Annotated in this window: 19 protein-coding genes and 1 other RNA gene; 4 read left to right on the top strand and 16 right to left on the bottom strand. The window is 35.9% G+C overall.

The genetic code is table 11. The features are described from left to right. Positions 1-4 precede the first annotated feature (4 nt). From JOD29_RS03480 to JOD29_RS03450, 7 genes are all read right to left on the bottom strand, one after another. Positions 5-985 (bottom strand): alcohol dehydrogenase catalytic domain-containing protein, encoded by a 981-nt coding sequence (locus tag JOD29_RS03480; protein ID WP_124761373.1) that lies wholly within the window; start codon positions 983-985, stop codon positions 5-7. Between the two features lie 62 nt (positions 986-1,047). Continuing rightward, the gene (locus tag JOD29_RS03475; protein ID WP_158610488.1) at positions 1,048-2,538 is read right to left on the bottom strand and encodes a tripartite tricarboxylate transporter permease; all 1,491 of its coding nucleotides are present in this window, start codon (positions 2,536-2,538) and stop codon (positions 1,048-1,050) included. Positions 2,539-2,567: 29 nt separating this feature from the next. Beyond that, the gene (locus tag JOD29_RS03470) at positions 2,568-3,062 is read right to left on the bottom strand and encodes a tripartite tricarboxylate transporter TctB family protein (RefSeq protein WP_158610489.1); all 495 of its coding nucleotides are present in this window, start codon (positions 3,060-3,062) and stop codon (positions 2,568-2,570) included. Between the two features lie 35 nt (positions 3,063-3,097). Continuing rightward, entirely contained in the window at positions 3,098-4,204 is a 1,107-nt protein-coding gene (locus JOD29_RS03465) for an acyl-CoA dehydrogenase family protein (RefSeq protein WP_124761379.1), read from the bottom strand. Between the two features lie 17 nt (positions 4,205-4,221). After that, entirely contained in the window at positions 4,222-5,259 is a 1,038-nt protein-coding gene (locus JOD29_RS03460; RefSeq protein ID WP_124761381.1) for a tripartite tricarboxylate transporter substrate binding protein, read from the bottom strand. 45 nt (positions 5,260-5,304) lie between these two features. Next, positions 5,305-6,942 (bottom strand): AMP-binding protein, encoded by a 1,638-nt coding sequence (locus JOD29_RS03455; protein ID WP_124761383.1) that lies wholly within the window; start codon positions 6,940-6,942, stop codon positions 5,305-5,307. Positions 6,943-6,971: 29 nt separating this feature from the next. Further along, on the bottom strand, positions 6,972-7,787 hold the full coding sequence (locus tag JOD29_RS03450) for an IclR family transcriptional regulator (protein WP_124761385.1): 816 nt from the start codon (positions 7,785-7,787) through the stop codon (positions 6,972-6,974). A 430-nt stretch (positions 7,788-8,217) separates the two neighbouring features. Between JOD29_RS03450 and ffs the strand changes: the two genes are divergently transcribed. After that, an RNA gene (gene ffs, locus JOD29_RS03445) (signal recognition particle sRNA large type) lies at positions 8,218-8,484 on the top strand. 126 nt (positions 8,485-8,610) lie between these two features. Here ffs and JOD29_RS03440 read toward each other — a convergent pair. Further along, the gene (locus JOD29_RS03440; RefSeq protein WP_124761387.1) at positions 8,611-8,883 is read right to left on the bottom strand and encodes a hypothetical protein; all 273 of its coding nucleotides are present in this window, start codon (positions 8,881-8,883) and stop codon (positions 8,611-8,613) included. Between the two features lie 348 nt (positions 8,884-9,231). On the opposite strand from JOD29_RS03440, the gene JOD29_RS03435 reads away from it, so the two are divergent. Further along, positions 9,232-9,666: a MarR family winged helix-turn-helix transcriptional regulator gene (locus JOD29_RS03435; protein WP_192894170.1), complete on the top strand. Its 435-nt coding sequence runs from the start codon at positions 9,232-9,234 to the stop codon at positions 9,664-9,666. Positions 9,667-9,681: 15 nt separating this feature from the next. Next, positions 9,682-10,674: a hypothetical protein gene (locus JOD29_RS03430; protein ID WP_124761391.1), complete on the top strand. Its 993-nt coding sequence runs from the start codon at positions 9,682-9,684 to the stop codon at positions 10,672-10,674. Between the two features lie 271 nt (positions 10,675-10,945). On the opposite strand, the gene nhaC is transcribed toward JOD29_RS03430, so the two are convergent. From nhaC to JOD29_RS03405, 5 genes are all read right to left on the bottom strand, one after another. Beyond that, positions 10,946-12,322: a Na+/H+ antiporter NhaC gene (gene nhaC, locus JOD29_RS03425; protein ID WP_124761393.1), complete on the bottom strand. Its 1,377-nt coding sequence runs from the start codon at positions 12,320-12,322 to the stop codon at positions 10,946-10,948. 232 nt (positions 12,323-12,554) lie between these two features. Further along, positions 12,555-14,018: an aldehyde dehydrogenase family protein gene (locus JOD29_RS03420; RefSeq protein ID WP_124761395.1), complete on the bottom strand. Its 1,464-nt coding sequence runs from the start codon at positions 14,016-14,018 to the stop codon at positions 12,555-12,557. Positions 14,019-14,394: 376 nt separating this feature from the next. Further along, a complete protein-coding gene (locus tag JOD29_RS03415) occupies positions 14,395-14,814 on the bottom strand; it encodes a MarR family winged helix-turn-helix transcriptional regulator (protein ID WP_158610490.1) in 420 nt (139 codons plus the stop codon). Positions 14,815-15,186: 372 nt separating this feature from the next. Beyond that, the gene (locus JOD29_RS03410; RefSeq protein ID WP_124761399.1) at positions 15,187-16,035 is read right to left on the bottom strand and encodes a sialate O-acetylesterase; all 849 of its coding nucleotides are present in this window, start codon (positions 16,033-16,035) and stop codon (positions 15,187-15,189) included. 447 nt (positions 16,036-16,482) lie between these two features. Further along, positions 16,483-17,460 (bottom strand): DUF4145 domain-containing protein, encoded by a 978-nt coding sequence (locus JOD29_RS03405; RefSeq protein ID WP_124761401.1) that lies wholly within the window; start codon positions 17,458-17,460, stop codon positions 16,483-16,485. Positions 17,461-17,703: 243 nt separating this feature from the next. On the opposite strand from JOD29_RS03405, the gene sspO reads away from it, so the two are divergent. Beyond that, positions 17,704-17,859, top strand: a complete 156-nt coding sequence (gene sspO, locus JOD29_RS03400; RefSeq protein WP_240033572.1) for a small acid-soluble spore protein O — start codon at positions 17,704-17,706, stop codon at positions 17,857-17,859. A gap of 252 nt (positions 17,860-18,111) precedes the next feature. Here the strand turns inward: sspO and JOD29_RS03395 are convergent, their stop codons facing one another. The 3 genes from JOD29_RS03395 to JOD29_RS03385 form a co-directional block, all read right to left on the bottom strand. Continuing rightward, positions 18,112-19,296 carry a Bcr/CflA family efflux MFS transporter gene (locus JOD29_RS03395; RefSeq protein WP_124761405.1) on the bottom strand — a complete coding sequence of 395 codons (1,185 nt, stop codon included), beginning with the start codon at positions 19,294-19,296 and terminating at the stop codon, positions 18,112-18,114. 533 nt (positions 19,297-19,829) lie between these two features. Further along, on the bottom strand, positions 19,830-20,549 hold the full coding sequence (gene nagB / locus JOD29_RS03390) for a glucosamine-6-phosphate deaminase (protein ID WP_124761407.1): 720 nt from the start codon (positions 20,547-20,549) through the stop codon (positions 19,830-19,832). A gap of 221 nt (positions 20,550-20,770) precedes the next feature. Beyond that, positions 20,771-21,133, bottom strand: a complete 363-nt coding sequence (locus JOD29_RS03385) for a hypothetical protein (protein WP_124761409.1) — start codon at positions 21,131-21,133, stop codon at positions 20,771-20,773. Positions 21,134-21,214: the final 81 nt, after the last annotated feature.

Below are 21,214 nucleotides of genomic sequence, written 5' to 3'. Positions count from 1 at the left end.
CCCCCTATTTGGATTCATTTATTACGACTACTTTTCCTAATTGCCGCTCATTTTCAAGGTAGTGCAACGCATCTTTTGCTTGCTTAAAGAAAAATGTTTTATCGATAATTGGCTTTTTATGAATCCGCTTAAGATGATCCATGACATTTTGTAAATCCTTTTTCGTACCAGATTTCGCTCCGTATATCGCTATTTGTTTTGCAAATAATTTTCCTAAATCAATGGTTGCCTCTGCACCTGAACTTCTCGCACAGTTTACATGTCGACCATTATTTTTTAAGAGGTCAAGGTTTTTTGACCAGGCTGCTTTACCAACTGGGTCAAAGATTACATCGACCCCTTCATCCTTCGTTAATGCCATCACTCGTTCATACACATCTTCATTTTTATAATTAATCACGTGTTTGACGCCAAGCGATTTCAACTTTTCTACTTTTTCTTCGCTACCAGCAATAGCGATTGTATTTTGGTATTGATTGAATAGTAGAATTCCAGCCGTACCAACGCCACTAGTCCCGCCCCAAAAGAGCACTGTGTCCTTCTTTGTCACTTTGGCTTTGTTGTAAAGCATGTTCCAAGCCGTTAAATACGCAATTGGTAAAGCCGCCGCATCTGCGTAATCAAAGTTGTCAGGGATTTTTAATAATTGATTTTGAGAAATCACAAACTCTTCAGCTAACCCACCTAATGCAGATTCGTATCTATTACACTTGTTTTCTTCTTCGCGCAAGCATTGCTCGCAATCACCACATCCGATAATGGGTGAAACAACAACTCGATCGCCAATCTTAAAATTTGTCACTTCCTGCCCAATCTCAACAACAATCCCGGCGATATCACTTCCTAAAGTCAGAGGCGGTGACATCGTGCGGAAATAGACGCCTTTTGAAATGAATAGATCTTTGTTGTTTAAGCCACACGCTTTGATTTGGATACGAACTTCGCTCATTTTTATCTTAGCGGAAGGAACATCTTGTAATTTCATGCTAGCCGGACCGTCAAATTCTTGTAATACCCAAGCCTTAATAATGAACGCCTCCAGGTTAATTATTCAGGTACAGATTTCTTTGAAACTTTTTTCATAAAAATTGCAATCCCAATTAGAATCAATGCAGTAATGATGAAACTCGGTTTTAATAGTATAGATGCATCATTTTTGACCATGACATATGAACGTTGAAGCCAGCCTTCAAGTGGTGCACCTAAAATAAATCCAATAATAAAGGCTGGAACTGAAAAGCCATTCATCTTCATGACAAATCCAATTAAACCAAATGCCACTAACACCATTAATCCGAACATACTACGTGTCACACCGAAAGTACCCGCTAGCATTAAAATGATAACTGTCGGATATAAGTAACGTGTAGAGATTTTAGTTAAAGGTTTTGCAAAATATCGAACCATGTATAATCCTAGGAAAATTAAGACAATATCAGCTACAATCAAACTAATAAAAATCCCATAAACTAGTGGACCATCAGAAACAAATAATTGTGGTCCAACTGTGAGACCATGTAACATTAAAGCACTTAGAACAAGGGCTGCCTCTGCGTCCCCTGGAATTCCGAAACTAAATAACGGAACAAGGTTTGCTCCAGCCACTGCGTTATTCCCTGCTTCAGCTGCTGCAACACCAGATAAAGATCCTTTCCCAAGCTTTTCGGGATCTTTTGCTGTTCTTTTTGCCGCACTATGTGATAAAAACGCACCAATTGTTGGACCTAATCCAGGCATCATTCCTATAAACGCCCCAATCACACTGGATTGGAATGTTGTTGGGCCGGTATCTTTAAAGTCCTGCCAAGTCATACGACCATCCGATTTATTTTTCGGAACTGGAAGATGACCCTCTTTACTTTGCATTTTCTTGTAATATACTTCATAAAAAACTTCAGATAATGCAAGAACCCCTAATAGAACAGGGACTATATCTAGTTTTGCTTCCAATTCTAGAACGCCAAAACTATATCTAGGTAAACCTGTCGTTGGATCTGGACCTAAAAGGGAAAAGAATATACCAAGCAGTGCGCTCGCAAACCCTTTAATCGGGTTACCTGCCGTAAATGAACCTACTGTTAACATCGCAAATACGACAATTAACAACAATTCTGGCGATGTCATATTTAATGCGATTTGTGCCATAAAACCAATGATTGAAATTAATAAAATATCCGAGAAAAGAGAACCTAAAGCTGAGGCAATTTGTGCTGTCTCAAGTGCCTTCCCAGCTTTCCCCTCTTTCGCCAATGGATACCCATCTAATGATGTAGCAGCTGCAGCAGCCGTACCTGGTGTTCCAATTAATATAGAAGCAATCGAACCACCAGATAAACCTCCTTTATAAAAAGACATTAAAAGTGTTACGGCTGTAACGGGTGATAGTCCATATGTAAATGGAATAACAATCGCAATCGCCATTATGGAACTCATTCCAGGTATCGCACCTAAAATTTGCCCTGCAATTAATGCCAAGGGAATTAATAGTAAATTTTCTAGAATAAAAAATTCCTTAAACGCTTCTAAGAGTAAATCCATCATTTCACCCCTTTACGCTTGATCTATTCTTAATAAAGAATGTTTTCCCAGAATCCAAGTGGTAAATAAATTTCAAGCGCTCGATATAAAAGCTCAATAAGAATAGGCACAATCACACCAATCAAAATAACCTTATAAAGCGGTCTCACTTTAAACGCAATAAGTGTAGCGATTAAAGCAATAATCGCAGCAAATGTGTACCCAATAAATTCGGACGCCAATAGAATGAATATACATACCCCAATAAATATCAATAAGTCTCGTAAACTCTTTTGACCTTTCCCTTCTTCACTCTCATTTTCTTGTTGTGTTTCCACATTCTCTTTTTTAAATGATTGGAGTATGAGAATAATTCCGAAGAATCCAATAATCGTTAATACGATATATGGTATAAACCTTGGTGAAAGGGCATCAGATCCTTCATATAAATCAATTTGTGCAGGGGTAACAGCGATGAAGAATAGAGCAAATACAACGAGAAATAATCCTTGGTAAAATGAGGCATTTAATTTTTGCAAGTTCAATCTCCCCACCTCTTCTCTAACGCAAATTTATTACGTTAACTTTTAATACGATCTTTTTCACTTTGAGCACTTTCTTTAGTCAACTGTAAAATTTCTTGGAAAAGTTTTTCACGATGTTCGTATATATCCCCATACATCACTGAGATTCGACGAGCACGCTTGTAATATAGGTGTACGTCACTTTCCCATGTAAATCCTATCCCACCATGTAGTTGAATGGATAACCCCATGAGCTCATTACAGCAATCAGAAGTATAAGATTTTAATAGATGCGTTACTTTTTCATATTCATCCGTCATATTCGTTGAAAATACACAGCTAGCATATTTTAATGCGGCTTTTGAACTTTCTAGCAGGACATACATTTCTGCCGCTTTATGTTTGATTGCTTGGAATTTTGCAATCTCCTGGCCGAACTGTTTGCGTTCCTTTGTATACTCCACAGTCATATCTAAAATTTGACTACTTGCACCAATGATTTCGGCACTGGATAACAGTGTAGCAATTTGATTCATGACCGTAGAAAGTTCATTGGCATCTCCTTTTGTCACGACATTTGAATCTTGTAATTTATAATCATTTATTTCTACTTCATAAAGTGGATACGTTTGGTCCATCGATTTTACTTTTTTCGTTTTCACCGATTCATCCTTTAAATCGACGAACAGGAGATGATCTTCAAGTTGAATTAACATAAAGTCAGCACTTTTTGCAAAAGGAACAAAAGCAACTTTACCTGAGATCGTATTATTAACAGATTGTTTCACATCTATATTTTTCCATCCAATGGTATAAAGGCTCTTCCCACTACTTAAAGCATCATTATGCTCACTATCTGCAGCAAACTTATTTAATATATAAGATGTCACATGGGTTTCTACGAGTGGTAGAGGTAATGAAACTCTACCAGCCTCTAAAGCTGTTAATATGGAATAGACTAAGCCTTCATTTATGTTGCTAGGATCCTCAAAAAGGAATCCTAGCAAACCTTGTTCTACTAACGTTCTAACTAGTTCTTTTGAAATCACATCGTCCCCTTTTTCAAGGAATTCCCGACTAAACGTAATCGGGAATTTTTTTTGAAGTAGGTTTCCAATGGAATTTTGTAATAACTTATGATCATCTGAGTAATCAAAGTTCATGCACGTACCTCCTACCCTTATTTGCCAACCATTGTTTTAAATGATTGATCTAAATTAAGTAAATAATCTTCAAAATCCTTACCTGTTTTGAATGACGGTTCAGTTGATAGACTTTGTAAAAGTTCAACAATTTCAGGATCTTCAAGTGTCGCTTTTAATGCATCTTCCCACTTTTTCACGATTGGTTCTGGTGTGCCTTTAGGTAATCCAATTCCTAAGATCGTTGCAACCATTACATCGTCGTACCCTTGCTCTTGTAATGTTGGTACATCTGGCGCTACAGGCCAACGAAGATCCCCAAGAGGAGCAATAAACTTAATGTCACCATTTTCAATACGAGAATTGTCAACTGAAGTTAAACCAACACTGAAATCTGCAGAACCATTTTGCACCGCCATTGAAGTATCTGTTGCGGAATCAAATGGAATCGTACTAAATTCAACACCATGCTCATTACGTAACCATGTATAGAAAATTTCATATACATTAGAAGGAATTGTAGAAGCAACAAGATGCCCACTATTCTCTTTCACATAAGATAAAAATCCTTCAAAATCATCGTAAGGCGCATCTTTTGGTGCAATGATGCCGTATAAATAAGCCCCAACAGAACCAACAATTTCATAATCTTCTAACCCAACAGGAACTTCACGGAATAAAGGTGCCATGACTGTTTGACCTGCTGATAATACCCCAGCTGTATAACCATCTGGCTTAGCATCAGCTAATTTTTTAGCCCCTTGAATTCCTCCACCTTCCGTAATATTTTGAACAACGATTGTGCCACCTAACTCTTTTTCCATACGTTGTAATACTGGACGGTACACTAAGTCAGTTGCTCCCCCAGCACCATATTGAACGATAAATTCAATTGGCTTTTCTGGATAATTTGCATATTCATCTGACGCTTCAGTTGATTCACTAGATGGTTTAGTAGATGTCTCCGTTTTGTCATTTCCTGTTGATTGAGAAGACGATGAACTGCCGCCACCGCTACAAGCGCTTACAATTGCCGCAACTAATACTAAACAAATCATTAAAATCCATTTTTTCAAATAAATTCCTCCCCTATTTTCTATCCAGATCTCATTTCTCTTTCTTTAATTAATCAATTTTCCCAATGCTACTTCGTTATTCAGCATATCCCGTAAGATGAACTTCTGAAGTTTTCCGGAATGTGTATACGGAAGCGCATCAACGACTTCTAATCGCTCTGGCCATTTTTGTTTTGCCACTTTTTTCTCCGCTAAGAGTTTCGTTAAATCACTTAATGTAATCGTGTCATTTCGTTGATTTAACACAACAAAAGCACAACCCCGTTCCCCCATCACTTCATCTTTATATCCAACGATGCCTATATCCTTTACTTTTGGATGTGCAATCAAGATGTCTTCAATTTCCTTCGCTGAGTAATTTTCACCTCCTCGAATAATAATGTCTTTTTCTCTACCAGTAATTTGGATGAAACCGTCTTCATCGAAAAGTGCCAAGTCTCCAGTTGAGAACCATTCCTCGGTCATTGCTTTTTCTGTTTCAACCCAGCTTATATAGCGAATAAAGAGTTGTGGACCATAGACCATTAACTCTCCACTACCATTTGGCAAATAGGATCCTTCTTTAATTTTTGCTTTACCAGGTGAAGTTGGTCTTCCATCATGTGTGAATCGTTTATTTTCATCATAATTTTGTTTAAATTTCGAGATTCCTGGTGCTTCAGTCGAGCCATAAATTCTTGAAAATGTACAATGAGGTAAAATGGATTTGGCACGTCTTAATAAATATTCAGAAACATCTGCCCCTCCACATGCGAAATAGCGCATTGTTTCCATCCCTTTACCTTGCGCCTCAACCTCATCAATTAACTGACTTAGGAATGGTGTAGCTGCCATCACATATGAACATTTTTCATCCTCAATAATTTGCAAACACTTTTTCGCATCCCATATTGGCATGAAGACTGTTGTTGCTCCTAGCTTCATTGGACCTAAGATCCCTACAACTAAACCTGTTATATGCGTGACCGGACTTGGAACGAGGAATACACTATTAAATCCTGTTGTTTCAATACCATCAAACGTAGAAATCGCAACACCAAGCGTCCCATGAGTATGCAAAACACCTTTCGGACTAGAAGTAGTACCAGATGTAAACATTAATAAGCTGTATTCTTCTGGGTCATATGCTCTTTCTTCTAATCTCTCAGCATTCGGATTTTTTATATAATCAGACCATTCTATAAAACTAGTTCCCTCTGTATCTCTTTCATTCGGAATCTTAACCGCTACTTTTGGAACATTGTTTAGTTGCTGGATATTTTCTAGCATTTTAACGTAGTCGTTATTTTTAAAATATTGTGGAATAAAAATCACATCTGGTTGGACCTGCTCTAAAATTGTTTTGATCTCGGCTTCGCGATAAATCGGAGTAACCGGAAGTACAATGGCACCCGCCCGTAAAGCTGCATGGAAAACAATCATTGACTCAGCTACATTAGGTAATTGAATCATCACGACAGAATTTTTCTGTATGCCATTTTGATGAAAGGTCACAGCAAGATTATTAATGGCATGGTCAAGTTCTTCATAAGTTAAGCGGTTCCACGGATCAACGAGCGCAATCTTAGTTGGAAACTCTTTTGCGAATTTAGCTAATCTTTGTTCTAATCTTTCTTGAGGCCAATGAAGAAAATCTTCTTCTATTAATTTTCTTCTTCCTTTTGGATTATCTAACAATAACAATTCATGTTCCCCCTTATATAACGATGTACTTATTGGGTAATTTTCGATTCATATGGAAACTCGTAAGCTTCAATTTTGAGTTGTATTAAATGCTCATTGCATCTGTTTGTAACCTCTTTCAAAACTGTACAAAGGCGCTGTTCCTCCGCTTCGTCAATAAGCGATGAAACGCCAACTAACGCAATCATGCCAAGTATTTGGCCTTTCCAATCATAAAGAGCACTTGATATTGCGGTAACATTATTCGTATATTCTTGACGGCTGACTAAAATATTACTTCTCTTTATTTCACTCAATTCATCGATATATTTTTGTAGATTCGTTCGAGTATATGAAGTAACTTTTTTTAATCCTTCTCGAAGGTGGTAATTTCTTTCCTCTTCTGAAACATTGGCCAAGATCCATTTTCCGTAAGAAACTTCCGTTAGTGGAAAACGATTTCCCACTGATATGCTAAGCCTTGGTTGGATCTGTGTTTGATATTGACTAATAAACATAACCCGATCAAAGGACACCCGTTGTACAAGTGCTGCCGTAAGACCAGTTAGTTCACAAACTTCTTCAAGAAATTGGTTAATGATACGAAGATAATCCAAGTTTTCTCCGACTCTCTTTCCGAGAACTGAAATATACGTACCTAACGAATACTTTTTTGTTTCCGAGTTATAATAGACAAAATTATTTGCCTCAAGTGTTTTTAACACTCGTAAACAAGCACTCTTATTAATGTCTAGATTTTTACTAATTTCAGTTAAAGTGGATTGTTTGCTTTTATATCTGCTTAGATAAATAAGGATTTTTGCTGCATATTCAACAGAGGGGGCAAAATATTTAGTAGTACTCATGTGGTTCCTCCTCGTAAATGCGGGTCAAAAGTAAGTTCAGGACCTGTGACCACACGCTTATTTTTCTGTTCAAATAATTCACATATGAAACGTTGTTTTATATGTGAAATTATATTCACTAACAGGAGGCATTATTTCACAAATTTGTAACTTTTCTAAAAAAAACTGTAAATCCCTTTTTAAAATCATATTTTTTTTAGGAATTAAGTATTGGAGGATTACACTCCTTTTGATGTTCTTATAGAAAGAAGAAAAGAGACCAACCAAAGTGGCTGATCTCTTATACTTGTACTCATTTAAAACAAAATGATTTTTCATTATGATAACGTTAAACACTTTCTAGCTCGATTTTAATAATAAAAAACTATTAATAAAATTAAATAAAACTTGATTTTATCACAAAAATATTATATTATAGTTATAGTTCTTGTCGTACTAGGTGGGGAGGTAGCGGTGCCCTATAACTCGCAATCCGCTCTAGCGAGACTGAAGTCCTTATCTGAGGCTGTACGCATGTAAGGCCTGCCTTTTGCACGTAGTGTTGACGGTTGGGTCCTGCGCAATGAATACCCATGAACCATGTCAGGTCCGGAAGGAAGCAGCATTAAGTGGAACCATTCATGTGCCGCGGGGTAGCCTAGCCTGAGCTGGCGACAAAAGTAACGCTTATGTTCGGCAGTCAAAGTGAGGTGTACGGCATTAACACGTACATAATAGATTTTTCAAAAAGACAAAATCAACTTTTATAGTTGATTTTGTCTTTTTTTATTTCCTAGTTAGAATTAAAACGTTTATGCTTAATTGTTTATCTTTAACATCTACTTTATCCTTCATTTGAAACTTTACCTTTTGTACGTTGAATTATTACACCTAAGATTGTTACCCCGATTAAATAAGGAATAATGAATATACCATAGCCTGTACCGTACTCGGTAATATCTGACGTAAAGTGAAGAAACACTCCCCACAGGATATAAAGGATATATCCAATGATCATCGTTATGAACCATACCCATTTCCTAGCGAGCAGCGGAAACAGTAGCGGACAACCGATAAAAATAAATAGCAAGATTATTTCTGAAAAACTAATAGACATAATGTGCCTCTTTCTGAAATTCTAATTTTTTATGTTCTACCTATTAAACTCTTAATAATTCCACAAAAAAAACGTTAATCCTTCTTGGATCAGCGCACACACATAAAAAGTGGTGTTTTTTTAATCCCCTTCCCTGTAATCTTTGAAACTGAATGACAAAATTTTTATCCACTTAATGCTTACCAATATATGTATCATATTCAACGAAATAATTAATGTCCGCCATCTAAAACTTATAGGTTAATGAATTTAGTAAATATATATTTACCTTAAACTTGAATGATTGTTGACAAATATTAAATTTAGTAATAAGTTATTTACTACATTCTTATAAAAGTGGTGACAGTGATGGGAAATGATAAGATTGCTGAAGAATATATTGCTTTGATTCCAAACTTATTTCGGAGCTTTAGCGACCTAAACAAAGATTCAACCGTTTTAACACATACACAGAATCATGTAATCGAGTTTTTATATATGCAACAAAGTGCATTGAATATAAAAGATATTAGTAGTGGTCTAAATATGACGAAACAACAACTAACCAATATTATTAGTGATCTAGAAGCTCAAGGTTATTTACTGAAGGAGCCTGATATTAAAGATAAACGTGCAGTTTTAGTTTCATTAACCCCAAAAGGTAAGGAAATTCAAACTAAAAAGTGGCATGAAATATATCAAAGATTCACAAATAATTTAGCCAAAATAAGTGCCGAAGATAAATTAGATTTAGCCTACGCTCTCCATAAGGTGAATGTGTTATTAAAAAAAATGGAAGATTAAAAAGGAGATTATCATATGACAACATTAGGAATAACATTTGGAATTTACCCATTAAGCGTTGCGGGTACGCCTTTTGGTTTAGCAGTAGGCCCTGCCGATGACTATAATAAGATTCAATTAGCGTTAACTGACCTTCAGGGTGACTCAAAACAGGTGTATCCAAGAACCTATCTTATTTATTCAAAGGAATGGGAGTCAAAGATGTTAGAAAATGCCGAGCGTTATTTTGAGTTCAATTTATTAGGAGACTTAACGATCGGTTGTGGAGATTGGACCAATAATGACGAACAAGAGATCGATTTAAATAACTGGCTAAAATTTATTCGACAAGTCATTAACAAATACGGCTCTCAATTAAATTCAATTCAAATTACAAACGAACCTAATTTATCTTTTATGGAAGGTTCTAAGTCATATATCATGCAAGCTTTAATTGAAGGTGTCATTGCAGCGAAACAAGAAGCACAATTACTCAATTTACCACTTAAAATTGGATTTGGCTCGGTTCCAGAAAGCCCTGCATCTGTCCCACACTTTTGGACAAACTTTGCTAAAGCAGTAGATAGTACCACATTTATCGAGTCGGTTGATTTTGTTGGACATAATTTTTACGTAGATGTATTCGAAGACAAACCACTCGATTTAAACGAAATAACTGCTTCTATTGAACATACACTTCGCGATTTAAGGGAAAATCTTACTACCGTGGGCATTCCCGTTTCAGTCCCTATTCGAGTTACTGAAAATGGTTGGCCAACAGGAATGAACCCTGTTGCCGGTATTGAAAGATCTTATGAACGCCAATCTGTAGTTCTTCATACAGTTATTCGAACAATCTATGATTTGCGCATGGAATTCAATATCACGCATTACGCACTATTTGGGCTCCGAGATGCAGATAGTTCCAAAGATGACCTCTTTCATCAATATGGAATAGTACGTGATGATTATTCGCCGAAGCCTGCCTACAATACGTTCAAAAAGTTAATTCAAGTATTGGGGCTCTAAAACCCCCCTATCGAAAAGATAAGGATAGATGAACAGGAATTATCCTGCTTGCATCTATCCTTTTGTACGAAATATTTCTTCATCAACTAAAGCTACCGTTTGCTGAACTCTAGGAGCCATCTACTAAACTGATTAAAATATCAGAGCGTATTTGGTCTATATAAAATACGGATTCTAAATGCTCTCAGAGGCTAATTGACCTTCCTCCCCTTCTACAACAAAATAGTAGCACAAACCATGGCCTTGGTTTGTACTACTAATGTTTGGTTATTTAGTTTCTTGATATTGTAAGGTTTAGCCATCCAAATATGATTGTAAGGAGTGGACTTAGTAAGCAAAAGAACGCAAATGGCAAATAGTCAATCACGGAAACGTCAAGCATGGAGGCAATAAATAAACCACAAACACTCCATGGAACAAGCGGATTAACGACTGTACCTGCATCTTCCATTACTCGGCTTAAATTTTTAGGTTGTAAGCCTAGTTCTCTATATTTTTGCTTAAAGGCTTCCCCTGTTAATAAAATCGATAAATACTGCTCTCCAACGACTATATTAATACCAATTGCAGTTAAAGCCGTCCCTGTAATCAATGCACCAACGGATTTTAATAGATTTTCAATTTTGCTAAGTAATGTTTGAATAATACCTAAAGCAAACAATAACCCACCCATGCTGAGGCTAAGCACCACAAGCATAATGGTAAAGAACATACTACTGATTCCACCACGAGTTAAGAGTGAATCAATTACTTCAACCCCTGTTTCAGAAACATAACCACTGTATAAGATTGTACAGTAATCACTAATTGATAAAGACGTATGAAATAGTGATAAGAAAAGCGCTACAACGGAACTAATAATAAGCGTTATAAATGCTGGCACTTTCTTCAATGTGCAAACAATTAAGACTAGAAGTGGCACAATAGCATACCAATGCACAAAATTCGCATCTAGTAAACTAGTCTTATAGAACTGAATAGTCGTGTTATCTACGCCTTCAACTGAAGGGGATAAAGTAGCATATAGTACACCGCTAATTAAAAACGCAGGAATGGTTGTCCAACTCATATTTTTAATATGTTCAAATAAATCAACATTGACGATGCTCGCAGCTAAATTGGTTGTATCTGACAATGGAGACATTTTATCGCCAAAAAACGCTCCCGATACAATAGCGCCAGCCGTCAATGCCAGTGATGCATCAATGGCTCCTGCAATACTTACAAAAGCAACCCCGATTGTCGCAACTGTCGTCAATGAACTACCAATTGCTGTACCGATAATTGCTGTAATGATAAATACAATCGCATAAAAGAAACTAGCCGATACGAGAGAAAAACCCATATATAAAAGCGTTGGTATTGTACCGCTTACAATCCAGCTACTAATCAAGATACCTATTAAAAAGAAGATATAAATAGCACCGATTCCTGATATAACTCCAGATCTCATACTTTCTTCCAACGCGTTAAATGACACACGTTTTAGCAAACCATAAAAAAGGAGAAGAATAATTGAAAAAAGAATGGGGATATGTGGTACAGCACCCAGCTTTCCTATTGCAATAGAAATGATTAATATCACTACTATTACAATGGATAATGCTTCGAATACTGACGGTTTTGTTTTTGCCTCAATTGAAAACATATGCATACTCCTAGATGATATAAATTTACGTTTCAACTTCAATACTTCGACGCTTCAACGCGCCGAAGTCATTTTTTTATTCTAGCATGTATTAGCTAAATGTCAATAGTAGTAGAATTTTAAGAAATAAAAAAGGAAAAGAGTAATTTCTCCTTCCCTCTTTCTCACCCTTATTCGTAACGAAAAATTCTATCTCATTTTTAGAATGAGAACAATTTCCATGTCACCCTTTTTACTTGAAAGTTTTATGGTAAGTAATACTATGGTAGTTTACAAACTCCTGTAAGCCAGACACTCCTCGTTCCCAACCAATGCCACTTCTTTTTACTCCACCAAAAGGAACAATATTCATACCTAGAGGAGAATCGATACTTCCATTGATGCCAGTGCAGCCAGCTTCGATTTTCTTAGCAACTCTAAGCCCTCTCTCGTAATCTGATGTCCAAACAGAAGATCCGAGTCCATACTCTGTATCGTTTACCATACGGAGCATTTCTTCTTCGTCTTTGTACGATATTAATGGAACAACCGGACCAAACTGTTCACTTTGAACAATTTCTTCATGATTTTTTACATACGTAACAACCGTTGGATGGATGTAATAGCCATTATTCCAGTTTTCTGGTTCAAGCTTCGTCCCTAATTCTGTGACTTGCGCATATTGCTTTGCCCTTTGAATGAGGGAGGTAACATACTCATACTGATGTTGATTATTAACCGGTCCAAATGTCGCATCTGGGTTTAATCCATGACCAATCTTAAAACGATCAACATAGCTCATAAAAATCGCACATGCTTCTTCGTATAATGTTTCTGGAATATAGATTCTCTTTGTTGCTACACATACTTGTCCAGAACGTCTAAATGTTAACTCGGTAATTTGCTTTAAAACCTCTTCAAGATTAGCGTCATCTAAAATGATGGCAGGGTCATTTCCACCTAATTCAAAGTGCACCCGTTTTAATGAATCAGCAGCAGATTTCATGATGCTAATAGCCGTTTTTTCTCCGCCAGTTAACGTAATTTTTCGTACAAGTGGATGGGATGTTAACGCTTCACCAACTTCACGTTCTCCATGAACAACGTTTATGACACCAGGAGGAAATAGTTTTGATATTTCTCTAAAAGCAAGAGTAACTGCTAAAGACGCGTTAGGAGATGGCTTTAGTACAACTGTATTTCCCGTTATTAAAATGGCAGCAACTTTCGCCATCGCAATTCCCATCGGTACATTCCAAGGTGTAATCGCAGCTACGACTCCTAGCGGTACCTTTTCAATACTGATTCGTGTATGTTCATCTTCCACATATTTAGGTTCGAAAAATTCCTGCGCCAGTTTTACCGTTTCCCGTATAATCATGGACGATATCATCATATCTCCGTTACATGCAGATAAAAGCATACCAGTTTCTTTTGTCAACAATGTGGCATATTGATCCTTGTTTTTTTCTAGAATACTCGCTGCCTTTAATAGCAGTTGAGCTCTTTGTTCAAGAGTCGTTTCCCTCCAAGAAAGAAAGGCTTGATGTGCCGCTTTAACCGCTAGATCCACGTGATGGGCGTTTCCTTGAGCAACGATTCCAACAATTTCCGTTAAGTTGCCAGGATCAATGACTTCTTTATACTGGTAGGTTTTCACATCTTCTTGATTAATCCATAAATCAATTTGTTTTACATCAACTTGACTGATATTCATTCTATTAACCCCTTTTCCTATATATTTCTAAAATATTTCGAAATAATCACCCTTTTCACTGGGGCTTAATAGGATTTATCGCATTCGGATGATTTCATTTCATAGAACGTTTTTTACTGCACAACACATTTCAAACATCATATCAGTAGACGAATCTTACCGCGCATCTTAAGTTCCAATCGCTAAAATTAATTTGTTTGGGCTTTCCATTACACTTGGCATAAATTACATTTCTCCTTTAACCTTTCCCCCTATACTAGTAAACTCCTAATAATCTCCCCTTTTTATAGAATTAATAGATTATATGATCGATTAATCAGTATGCTGACTAATTGGGATAAATAGTTTTATCGCTTCCAGTGACTCAATTCGATCTTTACGTACTATATCTTATCTTTTTAAGCATAGTGAGTAGGAATTCGCGTTCCTGATCTGTTATATCTTTCGTTAAAAATTTATTTACCTCAACGGCTTGTTGTAGCATCACATCTTTAATAGAAAGCGCTTTCTCTGTTATGAAGAGCAAACTAGAGCGTTTGTCAAATGGATTCGTTCCTTTACTTACATAACCTAAAGTGACAAGTTTATTTACAATTCCACTTACTGTCGTTCTATCTTTTTGAATCATTTCCCCTAATTGCAGTTGGTTAATTCCGTCTTTTTTAAATAAGTAAGTAAGTGCAACGGCTTGTTCTGGCGTAAGATTAAATTCTATCAATCTCTCTTGAGCAAGTGCAAAAGCCTTTTGGTTACATTTAGAAAGTAAGAAAGATAAGCTATCGTTTAGTTCAAACATGATGATCACTCCAATCAACATAGGTTCTTTTTGATATCGTTGTATATCTGGCTAAGTTAAATTCACTTTAAATAATCAGTATACTGACTATTTAAATGGAACACACCGAAAATAATTGAGTCAATATTTAGAATATTTATAAAATATAATTTGATGTGTGGTTATCCACCCACCTCAATTGAATACGCTTATCGAAAATGTAACGTAGTAAGAGTAAGTTGCACGCTTTTAAAATTAGTTGCGTGAAACAACTTTAAAAGCCTATTCGAATCATATGAAAATGTGTATTTTCCCCTCCTTTGTAGTCTTCCCTAAAAGCAAAAAGAACGCCAATTCCTTGAAGAATGGCGCCCTATGGTTTAACAATTTTATTTATTTGCTTTCATTAATATTGGAGATATTAATAGAAAATTCCTCAAAACTCAATTGTCCTAAAGCAAACATCGTACTTTGAACAAATATACGTTCTTTTTTCGTTAGTTCACGTTTTGGAGCCTTTTCAATCCATTCATCTTCCATGTCTAAAATATCTAAAACATGCTTTTGTTTTGAGAAAGCTTCATAGTATCTTAATCCAAATTTCCTTTGCGACATCGCATTAATATGTATGCCATCTGGATTGGCAGTTAGGCCTTTTGCTGTGACAAAATAGCAATTTTCTTCGGTTTGAGCAACTTTAGATAAGATCTCGTTTATTTGTTTATATTCTACAGCGCTTTTTCCAAATCCGACCTCTCCCAGATAATGTCCCAACTCACCGATTATAATTGGGATATCTGGTGCATTCAATTCTTCTCTCAAGTGTTTTAATAATGAAAGTAATTTATCTTCATATGTTTTATATCGTTCTCCGTAGCTGTCGCTTTCTCCTTGATGCCATAGTATTCCGACTAATTCACTTGTTTCCATAGCAAATTTTGCTTCAGAAATCGCATGTCTTGTTAATAGTCCATCAATTGCCCATTCATCAATAGAGCTTCCTCCCTCTGCACATGGTATGATCCCAATGGACTCACCCGGATGATCCGCCGTCCACGCCTGTGCAAAAGAGGCTGCCGGCCCAATACCAGATACGTGTCGATCAAAATTAATGGGCTCAGCCATCATTTGCCATCTACCGTTTCGCAACATATTGATATGCTCATTATAAATGGGTGATACATCCTCAATAAAACCTCTGCCTGCCATATTTGATTGTCCGATTAATAATATAGATTTCATAGAAAAACCTTCTTTCTTCATTTTCAAAGGTCTAATTAGATAAAAAAATGGTACGAACTTTTGTTGAGAGACCTCCAAATTATGTGTCTAGACCAAGTAGTCGGAGTTTAACGATAAGTAAAAGTGCCCCGACTCAGCAATGCAAATAATCTTTCTTCGTCTACACATTTTTTGAAAAGTCTTCTAAGACGACCAATTTTGTGAATTAACTCTAGAATTTTTAACTCCTAACACTATTTGGTATCACATTATTTACCCATAATAGTGTCTTTATAATAACTTATATACGTGGTTATTTTACAGGAACCCAGATTTCTGATTGGGCTTTGGGACTGTTTGGATCGTGGCTTTTGTGGACTTCCAGTGATGGATCGCCTCTATGTACAAAATCCTCAAAAATCTTGTTGAATTAGACCCACGCCTTTTAAACAAGATAAATCACATTTATTATTTTTCTAATTCACAGTTTCTAGACTGTAGTACTTCTACAATTCGAACTAATAACGATTCTAGCTCGCCTTTAGTTTGGAATGTGTATGTATAGCCGTAATTCGATTTAAGTGTGTTCTCCTCAACCTTTCTCGGAAACCTTCTTAAAGCCGTACTCTTAAGTGGTTTAGATGTCACGTCCACCCACTTCATTGTCTGTTCAATCAACGTAGGATGAACAGCTATTGTAGGAGTTACGTTATCTAACAGATAGACGTATGCCTCAGTGTCTTCTTCCTCAAACTCCTTATATTTGAATTCTGCAGCCTTTTTCGATAAATTTTTCCATTCAAAATTTGCTGTTTCAAATGTAACTTGAAATCTTTCAATCGGGACACTACGTTCACTATTATTAGTAGAGTTGGTGCTTATTCGAGAATTCATTTTCCGTTCTTCTTTGACTGAGATTTGTTGTTGCTTCTTTTCTTGCTTTAGTTGTTCCAGTTGTATTTCAATCTCGGCAATCCTGTCTTGATATTCTTCCATCCATTTCTTCACAATTTGTGGATCTTGAATTTGTTTAGATGGCAATTCATACTCTGGTGCAGTAAATGTATGGCTAACATAAACTTCCGCATACCAAACACTTAGATCAAAAAGGACTTGGTGGGCTTGTTTTGCCACTTCTAGATCCATTTCTGAAACTTGATGCACAGCAATATTACCATTTTTTCTTATGTATTCGAACTTTTTATACATGTCATCTTGAATTATGTCATGTCTATACAATCTATCTATCTTTTCCCATTGTTTCAGAGGGTACACTTCATTCATATTTTCTTGCTCAAAAATCATTGAGACTAATGTTTCCCCAAACAAGCGTGCCTTCATCATGGCTTCTTGTGGTTGGTCCCATAAAAGGTCCTCTACACGTAACGCTAGCTCTTCAAGCGTACTAGAAAATTCCCCAAGAAAATTAAATATACTAGCCTTCATTCACTTTCTACATCCTTTCCTTTAACCATCTATTCGTTTATCATTTTTATTTTATTGGAATCATTTTGAAATGACAAACTGATATGTTTCTTTTCGTTTATGTGCAAGATGCAAAAATATTTCAACAAATAAAACAAAAGAAATTCTCAAAGAAATCCTTCATGACATCTTTCCATTCATAATGTAACCAAAATGCATACTAAGAACACCACGTGGCAAACTAAAATCATGGAGGTGTTTAAAGTGACTAACAACCGGAAGAGCAATGTAAGTGATACTATTAGTGATAAACAAGCGGTAAGGAAGAATTTACCGAGGGAGTTTGATCATGAATTAGCAAACGATCCTTTGTCAGCCGCAGAGAGAGCTAATAATAAGAAAACTAAGAAGCGACAATAATACCACTGATAAATTGATGCAGTGGTCAACAACATACTAAATGACACCACGCCCCCATCTAGTATGGTGGGGGTTATTTTTCATCTAAAAATGCCCTATACTAGCGCAATAAAAAATCTATGATCCATTACATACTTTTCACCATCAGCTTTTCTTACTACTTGAATCATATAGAAAATATTATTTTCAAGATAAAAAAATATATACCAAGATTAAAAAACGAGCAGACGTATACTGAACTGCTCGTTTTTATTATATAGAAATCCAACTACGAGATTTTGAAATCAATAAAATAATGAGTGAAATAAGTGCGAAGCTTAAAATCGTGATGGCAATTCCATTTACATAGCTAGCCCATTCTAACGATCCTATTAGCATTGCTAAACTTCCAACAATGGTAAAACCGAAGTTCATCATTGCCGCAGCCGCACCAATATTTGTCGATTGCGACTGTAAAATTATCCCTGATATCATCGGGCGGAAGAACATAGATGCCATTGGAAATGGAACGAAACTTATTAGGAATAGGATGGGACTAATTTTACCAATTGTTAATAATAAGATGCCCACGATCATAATGACTGTAAAAATAATACTGTAGGTTTTCTTAAAAGATTGCGAACCAATCTTCATATACAATAGTGGACCCACTACTGCTAGTGCAGAAGTAATTGCAAAGTAAATACTAAATGCTGTTTCTGATATACCAAAGCCCTTCACGTAGACATAAGATGCAACTGCGATATAAGCCATAAACGGTGCCGTTAATATACTTCCGATCAGTAAATAGCTCGTAAACGTTTTGTTTTTCAACACTTTTGTAATACTCCAAATGGATTGAAAAATACCATCATTTGTACGTTTTTCTTGAGGAAGTGTTTCCTTTAGTAAAAGTGCAGCAACAAAAGAAATAGAGTTCAATAAAGCAAGTGCAATAAATGTCTTTCTCCAATCAAAATACGTTAATATTAAAGCACCTAAAAGTGGCGCAAGCATCGGTGCTAACATCCCTAACGATTGTGTGATTGATAACACTTGCGACATCTCCTTGCCGTCAAAGCTATCCTTGATGAGTGCAGATGCAATCGAAACCATCCCACCCGCACCAAGTGCTTGAATGGCCCTCGCAATAATTAAAAACGTAATTGTTGGCGCAAACGAACATGCCACACTAAATAAAAATGTTAATAAAATGGCATTGATCAACATAGGTTTACGCCCGAATTTATCGCTTAATGTACCGAATAGTAAAATACCAATGGCCATACAAACGAAGAAAATTGTCATCGTCAACGAGGTCATTGTCGTTGTCGTGTTAAAAACCGTCACCATTTCTGGCAATGCCGGCATGTATAAATCGGTAGCAAGTGGCGGAATCATCGATAAACTCGTAATAAAGGCCACAAAACCCCATTTTTTTAAATATGGTTGCGTCATAGTTTTCTCCTTATTTATTTTTTCACTATAATAATAGATTACAGAATTTTGCCCGATAATCGAATAATGTTTACCTTTTATTAGCTTTTAGTTAAACGAGAACCCCCATCTTACAAATGTTATTTTAGAATCCTTTCCTCTTCCAAAATCCATTTATTCTTATGTAATTCAAAAGATTTAATATCATCGTGGAAACAAAAATAAAGGAGATAGCAAAAGTAGTTCTTAGGCATCTCCTAAAAAAAATTTATGTACTAATATAGCATACTTTTTAGACACCTCATTCTAGCGTTTTTATTGTTAGAATAGTCAATTAATTATACAAAATTTCATTTCAATTATGCTAGCTATTTTTTTAAATAGTCTATCAACTATACAAAATTTTATTTCTAATATGCTTGCTTGTACTAATGAAAGTACTACAAAAATATCCCTTTAGATTGCAACGTCCAAAGGGGTATTTTTTCTTTTATAATCAAGCATCTAGAATCCAAACAGATTTTTTTATGGCTCAGTACCAAGATCTCAATCTATTAATTGACATCAGCAGCGTCAGCAATAACCGTAACTTTCTTATGTCTATGTAAAATGGATGCTGGAAACTCTTCACTTATTTCTCCATTTAACAATCGATTTAATGCAGCAGCTTTTTGTTCACCTGAAGCAAGTAGTAGTATTTCTTCGCTTTCCATAATCGTTTCAATCCCCATTGTAATGGCATGAGTTGGAACATCATCTATTGATGGGAAAAATTTTGCGTTCGCTTCTCGTGTTGACTCATCCAATGCTATGACATGAGTTCGACTTGTAAATGCTGTACCAGGCTCGTTAAAACCTATATGTCCATTTAAGCCGATTCCTAATATTTGAATATCGATTTTCCCCACTTGTTTAATTTTATTTTCATAATCTAGACACTCTGCCTCCAAATCTTGCGCTTTACCATTAGGAAGATGAATCTGTTCTTTTGGAATATCGATCCAATCAAATAAATGCTTTTTCATATAATAATAGTAGCTATTTGGATTCGTTTGATCGAGATGAATATACTCATCTAAATTAAAAGTTTTTACATTTTTAAATGATAGACTTCCATTTTTATATGCCTCAATCAATTGCCGATATAAGCCTTCCGGTGTTGATCCTGTAGCTAATCCAAGGACAGGTTGCTCAATGTTTCCCACTTTCTTTAATAAGTAAAAACATGCTGTTTTACTCATCTCTTCATAATCTTTTACTTGTATAATTTCCATCTACTTACTTCCTTTTTAGTAATTTTCTTATTTCTAATCCTTTTTACAACGGACTAGAAGTCATAAAAATATTAAATATCAACCCATTATACAATAATTTTCATTTTTCCAAATACTTCCATCAATTGTTACAATATTTAGGTAAACATGTTTCTTCTTATCCGATCTAGGAACATACCATGAAAAATATTTTGTTGGAGATTGTGGAAATAAAGCTTCATTCACGACTGACCCGCGTCCCTTGCCACCTCACAAACATAACAAGGAAATTGATGGGTTTCTTTTAGAAGGTCTCGAAAGGTTTTTGTTTGTTTTGTTTCTGGGAAATAATATAGAGATTTGTCCATCATTTGGTTATGACAGTTTGTTAGTTTTCTTACTTTTTGTCCGTAAAGCCTTTCATGGTAGGTTGCAACTTCAATTGCATTGTGGCCGAAATAAAATATGTAGTTGTTTTGTTGTTTCACCGTGTAGAGTTGAATTTGTCTTAACTTTAAGAAATCCTGTGTTCGCATTTGGTCGAACTCTATTTGTTCGCTTGAGGAAAGTTCTATGGTATCTAGTCGTTCATCTGAGTCATTCATGTTTAACTTCCCTTTTTGAACTACGTAATAGATGAAATAAGCAAGATAAAAGCCTTGGCAACGCAATTAACCAAATCCAAA

Source organism: Lysinibacillus composti (assembly GCF_016908465.1).
Lineage (GTDB): Bacteria > Bacillota > Bacilli > Bacillales_A > Planococcaceae > Ureibacillus > Ureibacillus composti_A.
The sequence above is the reverse complement of the archived record's forward strand: the minus strand, read 5'-3'. Positions and strand labels throughout refer to the sequence as shown.